The sequence below is a fragment of the Thalassotalea sp. LPB0316 genome (genome assembly GCF_014898095.1).
Lineage (GTDB): Bacteria > Pseudomonadota > Gammaproteobacteria > Enterobacterales > Alteromonadaceae > Thalassotalea_G.
This window is the reverse complement of record NZ_CP062946.1, coordinates 2,470,320-2,489,138: the sequence shown is the minus strand read 5'-3', so window position 1 is coordinate 2,489,138 and position 18,819 is coordinate 2,470,320. Positions and strand designations below refer to the sequence as shown.

Below are 18,819 nucleotides of genomic sequence, written 5' to 3'. Positions count from 1 at the left end.
GTTATTTTTGTTCCGCTAAGTAATTATCGTCAAATAAAGAACAAGCACCGGTATCTGCAGTACTTAGATTTCGGCGCATTGAGCCAAATAATTCACGTCCCATTCCTACGTGATGCAAATTAACTTGGCAATTAGAGCTCTCGCGCTTCGAAAGTTCTTCATCACTGACTAATAAGGTCAGTTCACCTGTTTCACCATTTAATTGGATCATGTCGCCATCTTGTACTTTTGCGATCAAACCACCATCAAGTGCTTCAGGGCATAAGTGAATCGCCGCTGGCACTTTACCCGAGGCACCAGACATTCGACCATCTGTTACCAACGCTACCTTAAAGCCTTTATCTTGCAATACGCCTAGTGGTGGCGTTAGTTTGTGCAGCTCGGGCATACCGCGTGATTTTGGCCCTTGAAAGCGAACAACGGCAACAAAGTCTTTTTCTAATTGACCTGCTTTAAACGCTGCTTCTAATTCGTGTTGATCTTCAAAAACGACGGCTGGTGCTTTAACGATTTCACTACCAGGGCGCAGTGATGACGTTTTAATAACCGATGTACCCAAGTTACCTTTAAGTACCTTCAAACCACCGTCATGTTTAAATGGCTGGGCGACACTAGCAATAACTTCAGGATCACCAGACGCTGTTGCACCATCGACCCAGACAAGTTCACCATCTTGTAATACGGGTTGCTGAGTATAACGACGTAGGCCTTTACCACAAATGGTTTCAACATCTTCATGCAATAAGCCAGCATCTAACAGTTCTTTAAAGAGTAATGCCATACCACCAGCTTGGTGGAAATGGTTAATATCGGCGTGGCCGTTTGGATAGATTCGCGTAATGAGCGGAACCGCATCGGAAATATCACTAAAGTCTTGGAAATCAATGATAATGCCAGCCGCTCGAGCAAAAGCGATAATATGCATCGTTAGGTTTGTCGAACCACCGGTTGCGGTTAAACCAACTATCGCGTTAACAATTGAACGCTCATCAATCATTTGACCAACCGGCATATAATTACCTGCTTGGCTGGTTAAGCGAGTAACTTGTCTTGCGGCAGCTTTCGTCAACGCTTCACGCAATGGTGTATTGGGTGCAACAAATGACGAGCCAGGTAAATGCAAGCCCATAATTTCAACCACTAACTGGTTTGAGTTCGCCGTGCCAAAGAAAGTACAGGTACCGGCGCTGTGGTAAGAGGCAGATTCAGCAGCGAGTAATTCTTCTTTACCCACTTCACCTTTAGCAAATTGCTGGCGAACACGGGCTTTTTCTTTATTTGGGATCCCCGATGGCATTGGCCCTGCCGGCACAAAAACCGTAGGTAAATGACCAAAGGTCATACTGGCGATCAATAAACCAGGTACGATTTTGTCACAAATCCCTAGCATTAATGCGCCATCGAACATGTTATGTGATAAAGCTACAGCCGTAGACATTGCAATGACATCGCGGCTCATCAAGCTTAAATCCATACCTGGTTGGCCTTGTGTCACACCGTCACACATCGCAGGCACACCACCGGCAAATTGCGCGACACTGCCAACTTCAGCTACAGCTTGTTTAATAATATCAGGATACGTTTGGTATGGCTGATGCGCACTCAGCATATCGTTGTAAGAAGAAACGATGGCAATGTCTGTGTGATTTAACCCACGTAATTTAGCTTTATCTTCTTTGCCACAAGCGGCAAAGCCGTGTGCTAAGTTACCGCAAGACAAACTTGCACGGTGAACAACCTCTGATTTGGCTGCCGAAATTTTTGCTAAGTAGGCAGCTCGTGTTTCTTTACTTCGCTCTTTTATACGCTCGGTAATCGCTAAGATATCTTTATTCATGATTTACTCTGCCCAAAATATTTCTGTGGTAATTTTGTCACTGTGTAAAAATGCTCGAATTGGCATCTCTAAGTGATTTTTGTTCGCTAGTGCTTGATCCAAAACGGCTTTCTTGCTGTCACCACATATATGTAAAATGGTGTTTTTAGCGTTAGCCAAGTGAGCGAAGCTAAATGAAATACGCTGATGAGGCGCCGTCGTCGGTTGAACGGCAAGTAAAGGTTGCGCATCTTCGGCAAAACCTTGTGCTATCTCCGCGCTACATGGAAACAAAGACGCGGTATGACCATCTTCGCCCATGCCTAAAATCAGCACATCAAATGGCAATACCTGTGCTTGTGCTTGTTGATTCAATTGCGCTAGCACAGATTCAGTGAGTTCATCACCTTGCTTAATGTGAAAAAACGTCGCTGCTTTAGCCTTTGCTTGTAATAAATTTTCATGCACTAAGCGGGTATTGCTATCACTTGATTCAAAATCAACCCAGCGCTCATCAGCAAGGGTGACAGTGATGTTTTGCCATGGTAAATCCATGTTCGCAAGTTTTTCAAACAACCCTTTAGGGGTTGAGCCACCAGAAACGGCAATACTAGCCTTGCCATTAGCGGCAACGCCTTGCGCTAAAATGTTACCGATGTGCTCGGCTAGCTTTTCATCTAACGCAGTGCGCGTTTTAAATTCGTTAAATTGATACATGTTATTCAACCCACTGTCTGTCATCACGGGCGATGAGTGAAATTGAAGATACAGGGCCCCACGAGCCTGCTGCATAAGGTTTTGGTTTGTCATTGCTCGACTGCCACGCATCAATAATGCTATCAGCCCAGACCCATGCTGCTTCTACTTCGTCGCGACGGACAAACCACGATTGATTACCGTTAATAACTTCGAGCATAAGACGCTCGTAGGCGTCTACGACACGTAGGTTGTTGTAGGTTTCCGAAAAGCTTAGGTCGAGTTTGTTCTCGTGAATGTGTAACTGAGAAGCGATCCCCGGGATCTTGTTCATGACTTCTAATTCTACACCTTCGTCAGGTTGCAGACGAATCGTTAACTTATTTGCTGGTAAGTCATCATAACTGTCTTTAAAAATGTTATGTGGCTGCTCTTTGAAGTGAACAACGATTTCACTGTGTTTAGCTGGCATACGTTTACCCGTTCTTAAGTAAAACGGTACACCTGTCCAGCGCCAGTTATCAATTTCAGCTTTTATCGCGACAAAGGTTTCAGTGTTGCTGTCAGTATTGGCACCTTCTTCCTGCAAATAACCCGGTACTGCGCCACCGTTTAAAAAGCCTTCGGTATATTGTCCACGAACCGTCTTTTCTTTGACGTTATGGCGATCAATTGGCAATAGTGCTTTTAATACTTTGAGTTTTTCATCGCGAATACTATCTGCACCAAGATCAGCTGGCGGCTCCATCGCTAATAATGACAAGATCTGCAATAAATGATTTTGCACCATATCTCGCATCTGCCCTGCTTCGTCATAAAAGCCCCAACGACCTTCTATGCCGACACTTTCGGCAACCGTAATTTGGACATGGTCAATGTGGTTTCTGTCCCAGTTATTGGTGAACAACGAGTTAGCAAAACGAAGCACAAGTAAGTTAAGTACCGTTTCTTTACCCAAATAATGATCGATGCGATAAATTTGTTTCTCTTTAAAATAGCGAGAAACTTGATCATTAATAACTTTCGATGACTCCAAACAATGACCGATCGGTTTTTCCATAACAACACGAACATCAGGCGTGTTTAACTTAGCATGATTTAAACCATCGCAAATATCGCCGTATATTGATGGCGATGTAGAGAAATAGAATACGCGTGTGTCACTGCCTTTAGCTAAAGTGTCTGCTAAGCCTTTAAACGACTTAACATCTTTAAAATCCATTTTTTGATAAACGAGTCGGCCAACAAAGCGCGCTAAAACCGTTTCATCTAACCCTTCTTTAACAAAACTGGTTAAGCTTTCTTTGACCAACTCAACGAATTCATCTTCACTTACATCATTACGAGCAGCGGCAACGACATGACTATCGTCGTGGAGGAGTCCTGCTAAATCTAATTGGTAAAGGGCTGGTAGCAATTTTCGACGAGAGAGATCGCCGAGCGCTCCAAAGATGACAATTTCGGTCGCGACATGTTGTTCGTTGTTTTTCATTAGTTATTCTCTAATTTACAGCGTTTAACTCAACTATATTGAGCCATAATCTAACGCTAGTTCACGATTCAGTAAAGTATTTTTTGTAATTTTACTACATTTTGAAAAAATCTTTGGTTTTAATGCACTAGATAACGATTTCCTGATGTTTATTTATTAAACATTTGCAACTATTTACCAAATTGAATTATATTAACGGTTAATTATGAAAATAAATTTCACATTTGACTGAAAAAGTGCGAAACTTTATTACAAATTATAAAAAAATCTAGGGTCGTATATTCATGAATATATTAGAAAAGATCGCTAACGAGCTCGATACATTCAGCAAATCTGAACGCAAAGTAGCCGAAGTGATCCTCGCTTCACCAAGTACAGTTATACATGCAAGTATAGCTGCCCTCGCTAAACAGGCTAATATTAGTGAGCCAACGGTTAACCGGTTTTGTCGTCGATTAGACACTAAAGGCTACCCTGATTTTAAACTCCATTTAGCTCAAAGTTTGGCTAACGGTACACCCTATGTAAACCGTCACGTTGATGAAAATGATAGTGCCGATGAATACACCGCAAAAATCTTTGAGTCGACGATGGCCAATCTTGAAATGGCGCGTAAAAGTTTAGATTCATCGATGATCAATCGCGCTGTCGATTTATTAACACAAGCGAACAAAATCTCATTCTTTGGTTTAGGTGCAAGTGCTGTTGTTGCTCACGACGCGCAAAACAAATTCTTTCGCTTTAACGTTCCGGTCGTTTATTTTGACGACATACTGATGCAACGGATGAGTGCAATTAATTCCAGACAAGGTGATGTTGTTGTCCTCATCTCACATACGGGTAGAACTAAGTCGTTAGTTGAAGTGGCAAGTCTCGCAAAAGAAAATGACGCGACAGTTATCGGTATTACAACTGAAGGAACGCCGTTGGCAAAAGAATGTTCAATTGTATTGTCGATGGATGTTGCTGAAGATACTGATTTGTATATGCCGATGTCTTCGCGAATAGCCCAGCTTACCCTAGTCGATATTCTCGCTACGGGTTTCACATTGCGCAGAGGCACTAAATTTAGAGATAACCTTAAGAAAGTAAAAGACAGTCTGCGCAGTTCTCGATTTGACCGCAAAGAATAGAATTTCATAAGAGCTTAACGATAAATCGCTAAGCTCTTTTTTCAAGAAAACCCATTAAAGAGTATATCATGCTAAGAAGAACTAAAATTGTTGCCACGCTTGGTCCAGCAACCGATGACAGAGAAACCCTAAAAAAAGTCCTAGCAGCAGGTGTTAACGTTGTTCGCCTTAACTTTTCTCATGGCGCACCAGAAGATCATATTCAACGCGCTAATTTAGTCCGCGAGATTTCAAAAGAATTAGGCATTTACGTTGGTATTTTAGGCGATTTACAAGGTCCTAAGATCCGCGTATCAACGTTTAAAGACAACCAGAAAATTAAACTCGCCGTTGGTGACAACTTTGAGTTAGACGCCCTACTACCCAAAGGTGAAGGTAACCAAGAAAAAGTCGGTATTGATTATAAAGCATTACCGCAAGACGTTTCTGCCGGTGATATTCTGTTGTTAGATGACGGTCGTGTGCAATTAAAGGTGTTATCAACCACAGACACGTCAGTGATGACCGAAGTAACCGTAGGTGGCCCCCTTTCTAACAATAAAGGCATTAATCGCAAAGGCGGTGGCTTGTCAGCAGCGGCTCTTACAGAAAAAGATAAAGCAGACATTAAACTCGCTGCACAAATTCAAACTGATTTCTTAGCAGTATCTTTTCCGCGTGATGCAGCGGATATGCGTGAAGCCCGTCTTTTAGCCCAGGAAGCTGGGTGTGACGCTCGTCTTGTTGCCAAAGTTGAACGTGCAGAAGCGGTTGCCGATGACGCAACGTTAGACGGCATAATCTTGGCCTCTGATGCCGTGATGGTCGCTCGTGGTGATTTGGGTGTTGAAATTGGTGATGCTGAACTTGTTGGTAAGCAAAAACATATGATTGCTCGCGCACGCCAATTAAATCGCGTAGTGATCACGGCAACACAAATGATGGAATCTATGATCACTAGCCCAATGCCAACACGAGCAGAAGTCATGGACGTTGCTAACGCGGTATTAGATGGTACAGATGCGGTCATGTTAAGTGCAGAAACCGCTGCTGGCGATTATCCAGTCGAAACAGTTGTGGCAATGGCTAACGTTTGTGTTGGTGCCGAAAAACACCGCTCAGTCAATATTTCAAAACACCGCGTGGATTTAACCTTTTCTGAGGTCTCTGAAACCATCGCCTTATCAGCAATGTACGCTGCTAACCATTTAGATGGCGTTAAGGCAATCATCGCGTTAACCGAATCAGGCCAAACGAGTAAGATTATGTCGCGTATCACCTCTGGGTTACCGATTTACTCTTTGTCACGCCACGCAAAAACACTGACTAAAACAGCAATCTACCGAGGTGTTTACCCAGTTGAGTTTGATTCAACCGATTGCTCGAATGACAGCTTAGCTAATGAAGTATTAAAAACACTTGTTGCAGCTGGTCACTTAAAGCTAGGTGACAAAGTGATTTTCACGCACGGTGACATGATGGAAACAGTTGGTGCTACTAATACGTTAAAAGTATTAAAAGTTGCTAAGAGTCACCACTAAAACTTAACTCAAATAATAACCTTAATTCGTTAAAGCACAGCCTCAAACGCTGTGCTTTTTTTATGCTTTTTACCCTAAGCTGTTAAACCTCTTCCAATACACAATCCGAATTAAATTTGATTTGTGAGACACACAAAATGCGAGCTGCTTCGTGCCTTAACGCTACTAGCTGAATAATATTCAACAATCAGCTTTGCCGTATATTTTCTAGCTTACCATAGCCACCTAAACCCCTGGTAACTCCCATTTATATTGATCTGCAGAGACGTATCCTAAAAAACTACATCCAGTTTTTTGGTGATTATTTTGCTATAGATGAGCGAATGTAAGTACTCACATGGAGTTATAAGAGTTATTGCAGAACACTGCGTTAGAGTTATTAGGGTTATCTACTCAAACCAGTATAGGGTTATCAGGGTTACCACGTGTTGACTATCTAGAGTTATTAGGGTTATTATTAAGTCAATAACTAGGAGATGCGTATGAATTACCCTTTTTGCTTTTTACCGACCGTAGATAACGACACCATGTTGGTGAGTGTGCCTGACCTACCGGGATGTCAAATTAGTGCCAAAAATTTTGAAGAAGGTTTTGAGAAAATAAAAATTGCGATTGGCGATCATCTTTCGATTCTTGCCGAATATGGTGAAGCCATTCCCCACTCAACCGACTTTATCGAACTACAACATAAATTTGCTCAAAAAAACGTTTTGCTATGGGGGATGCACCAAGTTGATATCACGCCCTATTTAGGTAAGAGTCAAAAGATTAACGTGACATTACCTGAGTTATTAATTAGAAAAATTGATGATCGGGTTGGCAATTCAGGCGAATATCCTTCGCGATCAGGGTTTATTGCACAAGCGTGTATAAAGGAGCTCAATCAATAAGCGACTAGCGCTTAGATCACTCATACATTGGTTTTACTGTGTAAATAAGCGCGTAAGCACGATAAAATAGCAGCGATAATCACCTTGGAAAAATGATGACAAATATGAATTTATTACTATTAAGTAGTTCACGCGTTGAAGACACCCCTTACCTTGCTCACGCAAAAGGCATGATCAGTGATCATTTAGGAAGCATTAAAGAGGTTGTTTTCATTCCTTATGCTGGTGTGACGATTACCTATGATGAATATACAGACATGGTGCAAACAGCGCTAAAAGATCAGGGCATTAAAGTTAAAGGGATCCATCAATTTAATGATCCTGTTACCGCTATTGAGCAAGCAGCAGCGATTGCGGTAGGTGGTGGTAACACCTTTAGGTTATTACATCAGTTATATGAAAATAAACTAGTCGATGCAATTCAAACTAAAGTAAGTTCAGGCACGCCTTATATTGGTTGGAGTGCCGGCTCTAACGTAGCTGGTGCGACAATTCGAACAACTAACGATATGCCGATTATTGAGCCGCCAAGCTTTAACGCTTTAAATTTAGTGAACTTTCAAATTAACCCGCATTACACCGATTACACACCACCTGGCCACAATGGTGAAACACGCGAGCAACGCCTGCAAGAGTTTATGGTGTTAAATCCAACTACCCATATTGTCGGTATTGTTGAAGGTAGTGCGATCAAAATGCAAGGTGACCACCTTAAACTGATTGGTGGCAAAGAAGGTTTCTTGTTTTTAAATGGTGAGAAAACCAAAATTGCTGACGGTTACGATTTAACCGCCATTAATTAATACGCCATCAAGCAACCATTATAGAAGCTGGCCAATATTTAATTGTTGAGCAGCTTCTTCAATGCTTGCACAATGACTAACAACACCTAAACACGGCATATCAAATAACTGGTTTAACTCTGCCAAGTTTTCAGCTAAATATGGCATAGTTTCTATACAGTTTGCCACCCATCCAACACAATCCAGGCCATCAGCTTTGATCGTCTCATACGTTAATTGCGCGTGGTTTAAACAACCAAGCTTCATATTGACGACTAAAATAACTTGTTGTTTCGTCTGTTTAGCAAAGTCAGATAAAAATTGCTTGTTGCCTAATGGGAGTCGCCAGCCCCCTGCACCTTCGGTGATCAAATAGTCAGGCGCTTGTTTAACAAGCTGGTCAAAATAAGTGCTAACTTGCTCGGCACTAAGCTGGCAATTTGCTTTTGCCGCGGCAATATGTGGTGCAATAGGATCTTGAAAAGCAATAGGGTTAATTTCTGTAATTGTTTGCTTAGCGCCGGCGTAATGGCCTAGCAATTTAGCGTCCTCGTTAACTAACTGGCCATCAATTAGTTCACATCCCGCAGAAATTGGCTTAAACACGAGTGTTTTACCCTGTTGCTGGAACAAGTGTGTTAACGCGCAGCCAATAAAAGTTTTGCCGGCATCGGTATCTGTTGCGGTAATAAAGTAGGTTTTCATCGATATTTAATAATTTAATTTCACTAAAACTGCTGAACATAACGCATAGGTTGCTGGGTAGATCCCCGATGGCTCTTGAAAATCTTGATAAGCTTGGGTCATTTTGCGCCACTTATCTTTGCCGGCTAGCCCCTTACTGTGTTTATTAGGCACGTGGTTTGCCCCTAGCCCTTTGAGTTCGTGCGCTAAATGGCGGACACTTTCATATTCAAGGGCAATGTCTTGTCGCTTTACCTCGAGTACATCAAAATCAACAGACTCAATATCCGCAAGTAGACTGGCTTTGGATTTAAAATCGATCACATGTTTTTCATCGTCGACTTGTGCCCATGCAGATTTCAGCTCAAATAACGTTCCATCGACTAACGTGGCAACAATAAACAGGCCGCCAGGCTTTAATACTCGTTTGATTTCTTTTAATAAATCAGTAAGCGGTTGGCACCACTGGATCACTAAGTTCGAGTAAATAACATCTAAACTGTTATCAAGGAAAGGTAAACTCATGGCATTGGCGTTGACCAAATGAATATCTTGGTTGCGATTTTCTTGGGCGTAATTGAGCATATCTTTTGATAAATCTAAGCCAATGACTGTTTTAAAACGGTTAGCTAATATATCTGAAAAAAAACCTGTACCACAGCCTAAATCGAGTACTGTCAGATCATGGCGATTGGGTAACCAAGGCAGTAGATGTTTACCAGAAAAGCGTTGTAAACGCGCTGAAACATCATAAGAAGCAGAAGCAGAGCCAAAGTTTTTTGCTATTTTTTGTTGTTGATGCTTTAAAACCACTACATCATTGCCTTGTTTATTTCTCTTGCTAACCTAATGATATCCTTAGCATTATGGTTTTGACAGATAGTAACGCGTAACCTACTTGTTCCCTTAGGTACGGTCGGAGGCCTAATGGCCGTTAGCCAAAAACCCTGCGCTTTGAGTTGCTCACTCAATTTCATCGCTTTATCTTGTTCACCAACAACAATTGCATGAATTGAAGAGTCCGTTGGCAATACACGAATAGATGAGTCTAGTTCATTTTTAAATAAATGACTTAATTCTTTTACTTTATCTCGTCGCCAATACGACTGCTGAATCAATTCAATACTCGCAATCGTCGCCCAAGCAATTGCAGGCGATATCGCGGTGCTATAAATATATTCTCGAGAAAAATTGACGAGATAATCAAACAATGTGTGATCACAAGCCAAAACTGCACCTTGTGTAGCAATAGCTTTACCAAAAGTTGCCATGGTGATGTCTGAGTTTATCAGGCTTGCCCCACCTTGCCCCTGATCACCTAGTACACCAATACCATGAGCATCATCGAGATAAATCTTAGCGCCATGCTTATTAGCTAGCGCTCTTATCTTCTCCAACGGCGCTAAATCGCCATCCATTGAAAATATACTTTCGGTGACCACGAGTTTATCTTGCTCACCCTTAGCCAGTAGTTGCGATAAGTGTTTGACATCGTTGTGCTTAAATCGCGAGACCTTTGAGCGACCTGCACTGTCACTTAACCTTGCACCGTCAATGAGTGAAGCATGACTTAATTTATCCAAATACAGCGCAACATCATTAACTTTTAAAGCTTGTAAGGCACCAAGGTTGGCGGCAAAACCCGATGAAAACAACAGGCAGCGCTCTTTGTTGAGCCAACTGCAGATGGTTTCTTCGAGTTTTTGATGCGCATAACTATACCCCGTAATCAATGATGAACTAGTACTGCTAGCGCCGAAACGCTTAGCGCCTTCATATAAGGCATCATTAATCGTCGGATGGTTGTTTAATCCTAAATAGTCGTTACTTGAAAAATTAATGTATTGCTTACCACCGACTCGAATGTACTGTTGCTCTTGCACTTCAATACAGTGGCGTTGGCGCAACAAACTCGATTGCTTGCGCGCTTCAATAGCTTGTTTGACAAAACTAAAAGTCAATGTCTTCTCTGCACTATTCTGCGTTATAAAACAAATCGGTATTTTGATTATCGACAAGTTTTGCGTGAATTTGCGCAGATTCTTGCTCTTCAGACTCAATGCCATCAACCGTTTCGGTATTAATACCAAGCTTGTTAAATAAGGCAATATCTTGATTTGCTTCTGGATTACCCGTAGTTAATAACTTGCACCCGTAGAATATTGAATTAGCGCCAGCAAGAAAACACAGTGATTGCATCTGCTCATTCATTGCCTCGCGACCTGCCGATAAGCGAACATGGCTCTTTGGCATCATAATACGCGCAACGGCAATGTTTTTGATAAACTCAAAATGATCAAGATCTTCAACCTCTGCAAGCGGTGTCCCTTCAATTTTAACCAACATATTCATGGGCACACTATCGGGGTGTTTCGGTAGATTGGCGAGTTGGCTTAAGAGTGATATGCGGTCGGTAGCTTTTTCACCTAAGCCTAAGATGCCACCACTACAAACTTTCATGCCAGAATTACGGACATTTTCAAGTGTATCTAAACGATCTTGAAAGGTTCTCGTGGTGATAATCGAGTTGTAGTGCTCAGGAGAGGTATCTAAATTATGGTTGTAATAGTCAAGGCCAGCCTCGCTTAATTCATCGGCTTGCTCCTTAGATAACATGCCTAACGTCATACATGTTTCCAAGCCCATTGCTTTTACGCCTTTAACCATTTCTTTTACATAGGGCATATCGCGCGCTTTGGGATTGCGCCATGCAGCCCCCATACAAAAACGCGTTGAACCTTGGTCTTTAGCGATTTTTGCCGCTTCAAGTACTTTTTCAACTTCTAATAAACGTTCTTTCTCGATATCTGTTTTATAACGGGCACTTTGCGAACAATACTTACAGTCTTCAGGGCAAGCACCCGTTTTAATTGATAATAAGGTACTTACTTGTACTTCATTTGGATTAAAGTTTTGGCGATGCACCATTTGGGCGTAAAACATCAGATCATTAAATGGTAAATCAAATAACGCTTGTACTTCGTCATTTGTCCAATTATTGCGAATAGCGCCTAGTTCAAAATTGAGCGGGCTTGATATTGATTGCGAGGTTAACACAGACATTGTTCTAGTTTGTAATCAGAGTAATTTGCGGTTAGTCTACCGCCCATCATTACTTTGTCAACGCAGTTTAAAACAACAAGTATACTAATGAGCAATAAATACACAGATCTAATCGAGTTTGATAAAAATCACATTTGGCATCCTTATACGTCAATGACAGATCCGCTGCCTTCTTATTTTGTCACACAAGCAAATGGCGTTGAATTAACCATAGCAGATCAAAAACAAGTGATCGATGGTATGTCTTCGTGGTGGGCCGTGATCCACGGGTATAATCATCCTGCACTGAATCAAGCACTTGTTGGACAAAGTCATAAAATGAGCCATGTCATGTTTGGCGGTATCACCCATGAAAGTGCGATCAAGGTGTCACAACAACTGATTTCGATAACACCGCCAAATCTCACCAAAGTATTTATTAGTGATTCAGGCTCGGTATCGGTAGAAGTTGCGATAAAGATGGCCATTCAATATTGGCACGCACAAAATAAACCAGAAAAATCAAAACTGTTAACCGTAAGAAATGGCTATCACGGTGATACTTTCGCTGCGATGTCGGTTTGTGATCCGGTCAATGGTATGCACAGCATTTTTGAAAAGGTCTTAGCGAAAAACCTGTTTGCGCCAGCGCCGAAAACGCGATTTGATCAACCGTGGGATGAATCGGATAGCAATGCATTAAAAGCGTATTTTGAACAGTATCACAATGAGATCGCCGCCTTTATTATCGAGCCGGTTGTTCAAGGTGCAGGAGGTATGCGAATTTACCATCCTAATTATTTAAAAGCGGCTAAAGCACTGTGTGACGAATATAATGTGCTTTTTATTGCTGATGAAATTGCAACGGGTTTTGGACGTACCGGAAAATTATTTGCCTGTGAATGGGCAGATATTGAACCCGATATTTTATGTTTAGGTAAGGCGCTTACTGGTGGTTATATGTCGTTAGCTGCAACCTTAACCACTGATAAAGTCGCTAACACCATCTCTCAAGGCGATGCCGGCTGCTTTATGCATGGCCCAACGTTTATGGCGAACCCTTTGGCCTGTTCGGTGGCTAATGCGTCACTGACATTGCTCAATCAAAATGACTGGCAACGCCAAGTGCAAAATATCGAACGTATTCTTAAAGAAAACTTGCTGCCATTAGCTAGTCACGAACGCGTGCAAGACACCCGAGTGCTAGGCGCCATTGGTGTGGTTGAAGCGAAGCAAGCAGTCAATGTTGCCGCGATTCAAAAGCATTTTGTTGATATGGGCGTGTGGATTCGACCTTTTGGTAAACTTATTTACATCATGCCGCCATATATTATTAACCAACAGCAACTCAACAGTTTAATTGATGCCATTGCCAGTGCACTCGATAAGGAAGACTGCTTCGTTTAGCTCAGTTGAGATTAATTAACGTTTAATAAGAGATAAATCACCCAAGCAACAATGATCACCAACAATAGTTTAACGTAAAAACTACGATTATCTGTTGCTCGGCGCGCTCTAAAGCGATTGACAATCATTGAGACATAACTAATAAGTGCTGCGCACCACAAAATTACATAGAGATAATTCGTCAGCGGCTTGATCCAGAATTTACGTACTTCTAGATCGTGATAACGCACAATACCGAAATCTGTTTCAGGCGCAGCAAAATGTGAAACGATTAACGCAACAATAAATAACAACCACGCAATAATGGTTAATGATCGCGCAGTTTTTACCCAAAAATCGGTGTGTTTTCTGCGTTCTTCCCCCTGCCAGGTCATAAACTTCCTTCAATTGTTTTATTTTTTATTATTATCCAACAAATTTAACAAGTTTTACTTGTTAAACGCAATTGCCGAGGTAACATATCCCTCTTATTTTGATAAGTAAATTATTTTCACAATTAAAGAGGTCATCAATGTCAGTTATCTCAATTACTGATGTCTTAGCAGGTAAGTTTCCTGTAGGCGAATCTATCAGCGTTCACGGCTGGATCAGAACTCGTCGTGATTCTAAAGCTGGTATTTCATTTCTAGCGGTACACGACGGCTCATGTTTTGACGCAATTCAAGCAATCGTTCCTAATGACCTAAATAATTACGCATCAGAAGTACAAAAGCTAACCACGGGCTGTTCGGTTAAAGTAACCGGTATTTTGGTTGAATCACCGGGCCAGGGCCAAGCATTCGAAATTCAAGCAACAGAAGTTGAGGTATTTGGCTTTGTTGAAGACCCTGATACCTATCCGATGGCTGCTAAACGTCACAGTTTAGAATTTTTACGTGAGCAAGGTCACTTGCGCGCACGTACCAACATTGGTGGTGCAGTAACTCGTGTTCGCAATACATTAGCTCAGGCATTACACCGCTTTTTCCACGAAAAAGGCTATTACTGGATCAGCACACCATTAATTACCGGCAGTGACTGTGAAGGCGCAGGTGAAATGTTCCGCGTAAGTACGTTAGATTTAGAAAACTTACCACGTGACGATAAAGGCGCGATTGACTTTACTGAAGACTTTTTCGGTAAAGAAACGTTTTTAACGGTTTCTGGTCAATTAAACGTTGAAACTTACGCTTGTGCATTATCTAAAGTGTATACTTTTGGCCCAACGTTTCGCGCAGAGAACTCAAATACCTCACGTCACTTAGCAGAGTTTTGGATGGTTGAGCCAGAAATCGCTTTCGCCCACTTAGCTGATGCCGCTGACTTAGCCGAAGAAATGCTAAAATACGTGTTAAAAGCGGTATTAGATGAGCGCCCAGACGATATGGCATTCTTCCAACAACGCGTAGATAAAACAGTTTTAGACCGTTTAAATAACGTGATTAACTCTGATTTTGTTCGTATGGACTACACCGACGCGATTGACATTTTACAAAACTGCGGCAAGAAATTTGAAAACCCAGTTTCATGGGGTGTTGACCTAAACTCGGAGCACGAGCGCTACCTTGCTGAAGAGCACGTTGGTGGTCCAGTGGTGTTACAAAACTACCCGAAAGACATTAAGTCTTTCTACATGCGTCTAAACGACGACGGCAAAACAGTAGCTGCCATGGATATTTTAGCGCCAGGTATTGGTGAAATTATTGGTGGTAGTGAACGTGAAGAGCGCATTGATGTATTAGATAAGCGTCTTGCTGAAATGAACCTAGATCCAGTTGATTACGGTTGGTATCGCGATTTACGTCGTTACGGTACTGTGCCACACTCTGGTTTTGGTTTAGGTTTTGAACGCCTAGTTGCATACGCAACGGGTATTGGAAACATTCGCGATACCATCCCTTTCCCTCGCGCACCAAAAACAGCTGCTTTCTAATAAACAGTAAGCAACAAAAAACCCGCTAAACGCGGGTTTTTTTATATCATTAATTTATCTACTACAAATAGGTTACATGGTCATCAAATGACTTGGCTGGCTTTAACGGCAGTTGTTTAGTTGGCGTACCTATATATAAAAAGCCTGCAATATCGTTATGAGTATCAATATTGAGCGCTGTTTTTACATCATCGTTAAACGCTAAATCGCCGGTTCGCCACATAGCACCAAACCCTTGGGCTACCGCGGCCATCTGCATCGCATGCGCTGCGCAACCTGCCGAGATCAACTGCTCTTTTAACGGCACTTTATCATGTTGTTGATAGACAGTTGAAATAACAATGATCATTGGCGCGCGAAATGGCATTTTGGCAGTTTTTTGCAGCTTTACTTCATCAGTTACACCTTGAACTTTCACTGCATCAACAAAAATATTAGCTAATGTTGCCAATGCTTCGCCTTGAACGACCGTAAAGTGCCATGGGATCAAACCTGCGTGATCAGGCACGCGCATGCCGGCCTTTAAAATATTAGTAAATGCTTCACCTACTGGAGCTGGTGCCGCTAACGCTGGATTTGATTGTCGATTAAGTAACAGCTCAATACTTTCCATGATATTTCTTTTTTGTGACCTAAGGTTGCGGTAAGTTTACTTAAAATTGATCCTCAATGATATCAACAAATTCAATTACCTTGTTTATTGGCTTGTACTTCTATTGGCAGGATTAGTATCTCGGGCGACAAGAAACTTCTTAGCTAAAAGGTGGTCGACGCTAGTAAATCGCCCCGCGCCAATAAATAGCAGTGCGAGTAACATAATAAAATAAGTCACAGAAAATTCGACCCCGTTATTAAGTACGGCGATATTACCGGTTTCATAAAGCCAATCGGTGTTGCCATTTTCCGCCAAAATATCTCGCATGACCTCTAATCTGCGCCCTGCTGCTATCGAGTTTTCTATACTCGCTGGTGCACCATCAACGCCTAGCCAACTTAGGACTTTAGCTGGGCTGGTATCGGGATTTGTTGGTGTGATAGCAAACCAACCGTTTTGCAGGTGAACCGTAGTTGCTGCAACCAACATGGTGAACATTAACGGCAACGACACTAAGCGAGTAAATAAACCGACAAGTAATAGCCAACCTCCTAAGAATTCAGTCCACGCTGCTAAGTTGGCTAACAATGTAGGAAAAGGCAAACCTAAGCCCCACTCAGCGTTACCAAACCACGCCACAATATTGGGATCGGCTGCTAATCTAGCGACTCCTGTAACATCAGGATTACCCAACTGCAATTTACTGTAACCAGCGATAATAAATACCGGCGCTAAATAGAGTCGAATCAATAATGCCGGAATACCATCAAACAACGGTAGTTTGTTCACATAATTTTGATAGAAAGTAATCATTTATCGTCTATTTACATAAGGTTGTTGGCTATAAAGATAGCGCTAAAACACATTTTCTTTCAAATTAAATGCGTTTTTCTTGTAATTGGCATGCAAAGCACTTAAACCAAATAAGGTTTTTGCGCATAATATTGTTAACAATGCTGATATGGATAGATTCAATGGCACAATTTGTAAAATCGTTATTTCTAAAGTTGGGTTACACCTTAAACCTAACGCGAAAGATTATTATTAACCTGATATTTTTCACCTTACTGTTTCTTATTTTTAAATCTTTAAGCACTGATGATATGGTCAGCGTGCCTAAAAATGGCGCATTGGTGCTTGATCCACGCGGACAACTGGTTGAACAAAAAGTGGAAGTTGATCCATTTGACGCAATAATGGGCGAAGCGATCAGCGGTGATAAAGCTGACCCAGAGGTATTACTGAGCAACATTATTAAGGTCATAAACAATGCAACCCACGATCCAAGAATCGCATTACTGGTATTAAAGCTTGAGCGCTTACAAAGCGCCGACATCACAAAAATGACGGAAATTGCCAAAGCGATTGAAGGTTTCAAAGCCAGCGGTAAAAAAGTGATTGCGGTTGGCGATGGCTATAGCCAAGGTCAATACTATTTGGCAAGTTTTGCTGATGAAATTTGGTTAAACCCAAATGGTTGGTTAATTCTCGATGGCTATGCTCGCAAGCAACTCTACGTGAAATCAGCGTTGGACAAAGCGGGGATCAATCAACACATCTTTAGGGTTGGTACCTACAAATCAGCGGTTGAGCCTTACATGCGCGACGATATGTCTGAAGAAGCAAAGGAAGCTAATCGTTTATGGCTAAATGAGTTATGGAACGCATACAAAACAACGGTAGCCAAGCAACGTGGCTTTGATACAGACAACTTTGATGAAACGATTAGCGATCTGGTTGCTAAAGTTGAGTTAGCACAAGGTAATATCGCGCAGTATGCATTAAACAATCGTTGGGTCGATAAATTAATGACTCGTGAGCAAATGAATAAAACGCTTATTGAATACGTTGGCGATAAAACTCAGGCATCAACCTTTGATCATATCAATTTCCAAGATTACCTAATTGCAACCAATCAAGAGCAGTTACCGAATTATCAGCAACAAGACCAAATCGCGATGATTGTTGCTAAAGGCGCGATTTTAAACGGCAATCAACCAGCCGGTACCATAGGTGGTGACAGTACGGCTGCATTATTGCGTAAAGCGCGGTTAAACGATCAGGTGAAAGCGGTTGTATTGCGCGTCGATAGTCCGGGTGGAAGCGCATTTGCCTCAGATGTCATTCGCCAAGAAATCGAGTTAATTAAAGCTTCTGGCAAACCTGTCGTTGCATCAATGGGTACTTACGCGGCATCTGGTGGCTACTGGATATCCGCAGCGGCAGATAAGATTGTTGCATCGCCAACCACCATCACCGGCTCTATTGGTATCTTCGGTATGTTTATGACATTTGAAGACACCTTGTCGAAATTTGGTGTATATACTGACGGCGTCGGTACCACAGATTACGCCGGTTTTGGTGTTACAGAAGCATTACCTGAAGGCATTGGTCAACTCATTCAATTGAATATTAATCGCGGTTACCAAGATTTCTTAACCTTAGTTGCAGAAAATCGCAACATGACCGTCGAACAGGCCGATAAAGTCGCTCAAGGCCGTGTTTGGTCAGGTGTCCAAGCAAAAGATTTAGGTTTAGTTGACGAGCTTGGTGGTATTGATGAGTCAATTGCCCTAGCGGCTGAATTAGCACAACTTGAACAATACGAGTTAAAGCTTGTAGAAAAAGAGCTCGACCCATTCTCTCAAATGATTCAAGATCTTGTTGGCCAAACTTATGCTTTTATGATTGAACATGAAATTATCAAACCTGACACGCAACCTAATTACGCGTCAATACTCATTAAACAATTCAAGAGCCAGTTAGGTTATTTAACTAATTTTGACGATCCTAACGGTATTTACTCATTTTGTTTGACATGTGAAATAAATTAACTACATTAAGCCCCTA

At 41.8% G+C, this 18,819-nt stretch carries 17 protein-coding genes; 7 read left to right on the top strand and 10 right to left on the bottom strand.

From position 1 onward, the window contains the following. Position 1: 1 nt before the first annotated feature. From edd to zwf, 3 genes are read right to left on the bottom strand one after another with little or no spacing between them, the layout of a single operon-like run. Entirely contained in the window at positions 2–1,837 is a 1,836-nt protein-coding gene (gene edd / locus LP316_RS11100; RefSeq protein ID WP_193021206.1) for a phosphogluconate dehydratase, read from the bottom strand. Between the two features lie 3 nt (positions 1,838–1,840). Continuing rightward, on the bottom strand, positions 1,841–2,533 hold the full coding sequence (gene pgl / locus LP316_RS11095) for a 6-phosphogluconolactonase (RefSeq protein WP_193021204.1): 693 nt from the start codon (positions 2,531–2,533) through the stop codon (positions 1,841–1,843). A gap of 1 nt (position 2,534) precedes the next feature. After that, positions 2,535–4,004: a glucose-6-phosphate dehydrogenase gene (zwf, locus tag LP316_RS11090; RefSeq protein ID WP_193021202.1), complete on the bottom strand. Its 1,470-nt coding sequence runs from the start codon at positions 4,002–4,004 to the stop codon at positions 2,535–2,537. A gap of 284 nt (positions 4,005–4,288) precedes the next feature. Between zwf and LP316_RS11085 the strand changes: the two genes are divergently transcribed. From LP316_RS11085 to pepE, 4 genes are all read left to right on the top strand, one after another. Next, positions 4,289–5,137 (top strand): MurR/RpiR family transcriptional regulator, encoded by an 849-nt coding sequence (locus tag LP316_RS11085; RefSeq protein ID WP_193021200.1) that lies wholly within the window; start codon positions 4,289–4,291, stop codon positions 5,135–5,137. A gap of 68 nt (positions 5,138–5,205) precedes the next feature. Further along, positions 5,206–6,657, top strand: coding sequence for a pyruvate kinase (gene pyk / locus LP316_RS11080; RefSeq protein ID WP_193021198.1), 1,452 nt, complete (start codon positions 5,206–5,208; stop codon positions 6,655–6,657). 482 nt (positions 6,658–7,139) lie between these two features. Further along, positions 7,140–7,547, top strand: a complete 408-nt coding sequence (locus tag LP316_RS11075; RefSeq protein WP_193021196.1) for a type II toxin-antitoxin system HicB family antitoxin — start codon at positions 7,140–7,142, stop codon at positions 7,545–7,547. Between the two features lie 104 nt (positions 7,548–7,651). Next, the gene (pepE, locus tag LP316_RS11070; protein ID WP_193021194.1) at positions 7,652–8,350 is read left to right on the top strand and encodes a dipeptidase PepE; all 699 of its coding nucleotides are present in this window, start codon (positions 7,652–7,654) and stop codon (positions 8,348–8,350) included. 18 nt (positions 8,351–8,368) lie between these two features. On the opposite strand, the gene bioD is transcribed toward pepE, so the two are convergent. From bioD to bioB, 4 genes are read right to left on the bottom strand one after another with little or no spacing between them, the layout of a single operon-like run. After that, the gene (bioD, locus tag LP316_RS11065) at positions 8,369–9,034 is read right to left on the bottom strand and encodes a dethiobiotin synthase (protein ID WP_193021192.1); all 666 of its coding nucleotides are present in this window, start codon (positions 9,032–9,034) and stop codon (positions 8,369–8,371) included. A gap of 6 nt (positions 9,035–9,040) precedes the next feature. Further along, positions 9,041–9,826, bottom strand: coding sequence for a malonyl-ACP O-methyltransferase BioC (gene bioC / locus LP316_RS11060; RefSeq protein ID WP_193021190.1), 786 nt, complete (start codon positions 9,824–9,826; stop codon positions 9,041–9,043). After that, a complete protein-coding gene (locus tag LP316_RS11055) occupies positions 9,826–10,974 on the bottom strand; it encodes an aminotransferase class I/II-fold pyridoxal phosphate-dependent enzyme (RefSeq protein ID WP_226960732.1) in 1,149 nt (382 codons plus the stop codon). Before LP316_RS11055 ends, bioC begins: the two co-directional genes overlap by 1 nt. Positions 10,975–10,987: 13 nt before the next feature. Next, a complete protein-coding gene (gene bioB, locus LP316_RS11050) occupies positions 10,988–12,076 on the bottom strand; it encodes a biotin synthase BioB (protein ID WP_193021179.1) in 1,089 nt (362 codons plus the stop codon). 87 nt (positions 12,077–12,163) lie between these two features. Here bioB and bioA point away from each other — a divergent pair, with 87 nt between their 5' ends. Further along, entirely contained in the window at positions 12,164–13,462 is a 1,299-nt protein-coding gene (gene bioA, locus LP316_RS11045) for an adenosylmethionine--8-amino-7-oxononanoate transaminase (RefSeq protein ID WP_193021177.1), read from the top strand. An 11-nt stretch (positions 13,463–13,473) separates the two neighbouring features. Here bioA and LP316_RS11040 read toward each other — a convergent pair whose 3' ends face one another. Next, the gene (locus LP316_RS11040) at positions 13,474–13,836 is read right to left on the bottom strand and encodes a hypothetical protein (protein ID WP_193021175.1); all 363 of its coding nucleotides are present in this window, start codon (positions 13,834–13,836) and stop codon (positions 13,474–13,476) included. Between the two features lie 137 nt (positions 13,837–13,973). Between LP316_RS11040 and asnS the strand changes: the two genes are divergently transcribed. After that, positions 13,974–15,374 (top strand): asparagine--tRNA ligase, encoded by a 1,401-nt coding sequence (gene asnS / locus LP316_RS11035; RefSeq protein ID WP_193021173.1) that lies wholly within the window; start codon positions 13,974–13,976, stop codon positions 15,372–15,374. A gap of 61 nt (positions 15,375–15,435) precedes the next feature. Here the strand turns inward: asnS and LP316_RS11030 are convergent, their stop codons facing one another. Both LP316_RS11030 and LP316_RS11025 read right to left on the bottom strand, forming a co-directional pair. After that, the gene (locus LP316_RS11030) at positions 15,436–15,987 is read right to left on the bottom strand and encodes an NAD(P)H nitroreductase (RefSeq protein WP_193021171.1); all 552 of its coding nucleotides are present in this window, start codon (positions 15,985–15,987) and stop codon (positions 15,436–15,438) included. Between the two features lie 84 nt (positions 15,988–16,071). Continuing rightward, on the bottom strand, positions 16,072–16,782 hold the full coding sequence (locus tag LP316_RS11025; protein WP_193021169.1) for a DoxX family protein: 711 nt from the start codon (positions 16,780–16,782) through the stop codon (positions 16,072–16,074). Between the two features lie 161 nt (positions 16,783–16,943). Between LP316_RS11025 and sppA the strand changes: the two genes are divergently transcribed. Then, on the top strand, positions 16,944–18,803 hold the full coding sequence (gene sppA, locus LP316_RS11020; protein WP_193021167.1) for a signal peptide peptidase SppA: 1,860 nt from the start codon (positions 16,944–16,946) through the stop codon (positions 18,801–18,803). Positions 18,804–18,819: the final 16 nt, after the last annotated feature.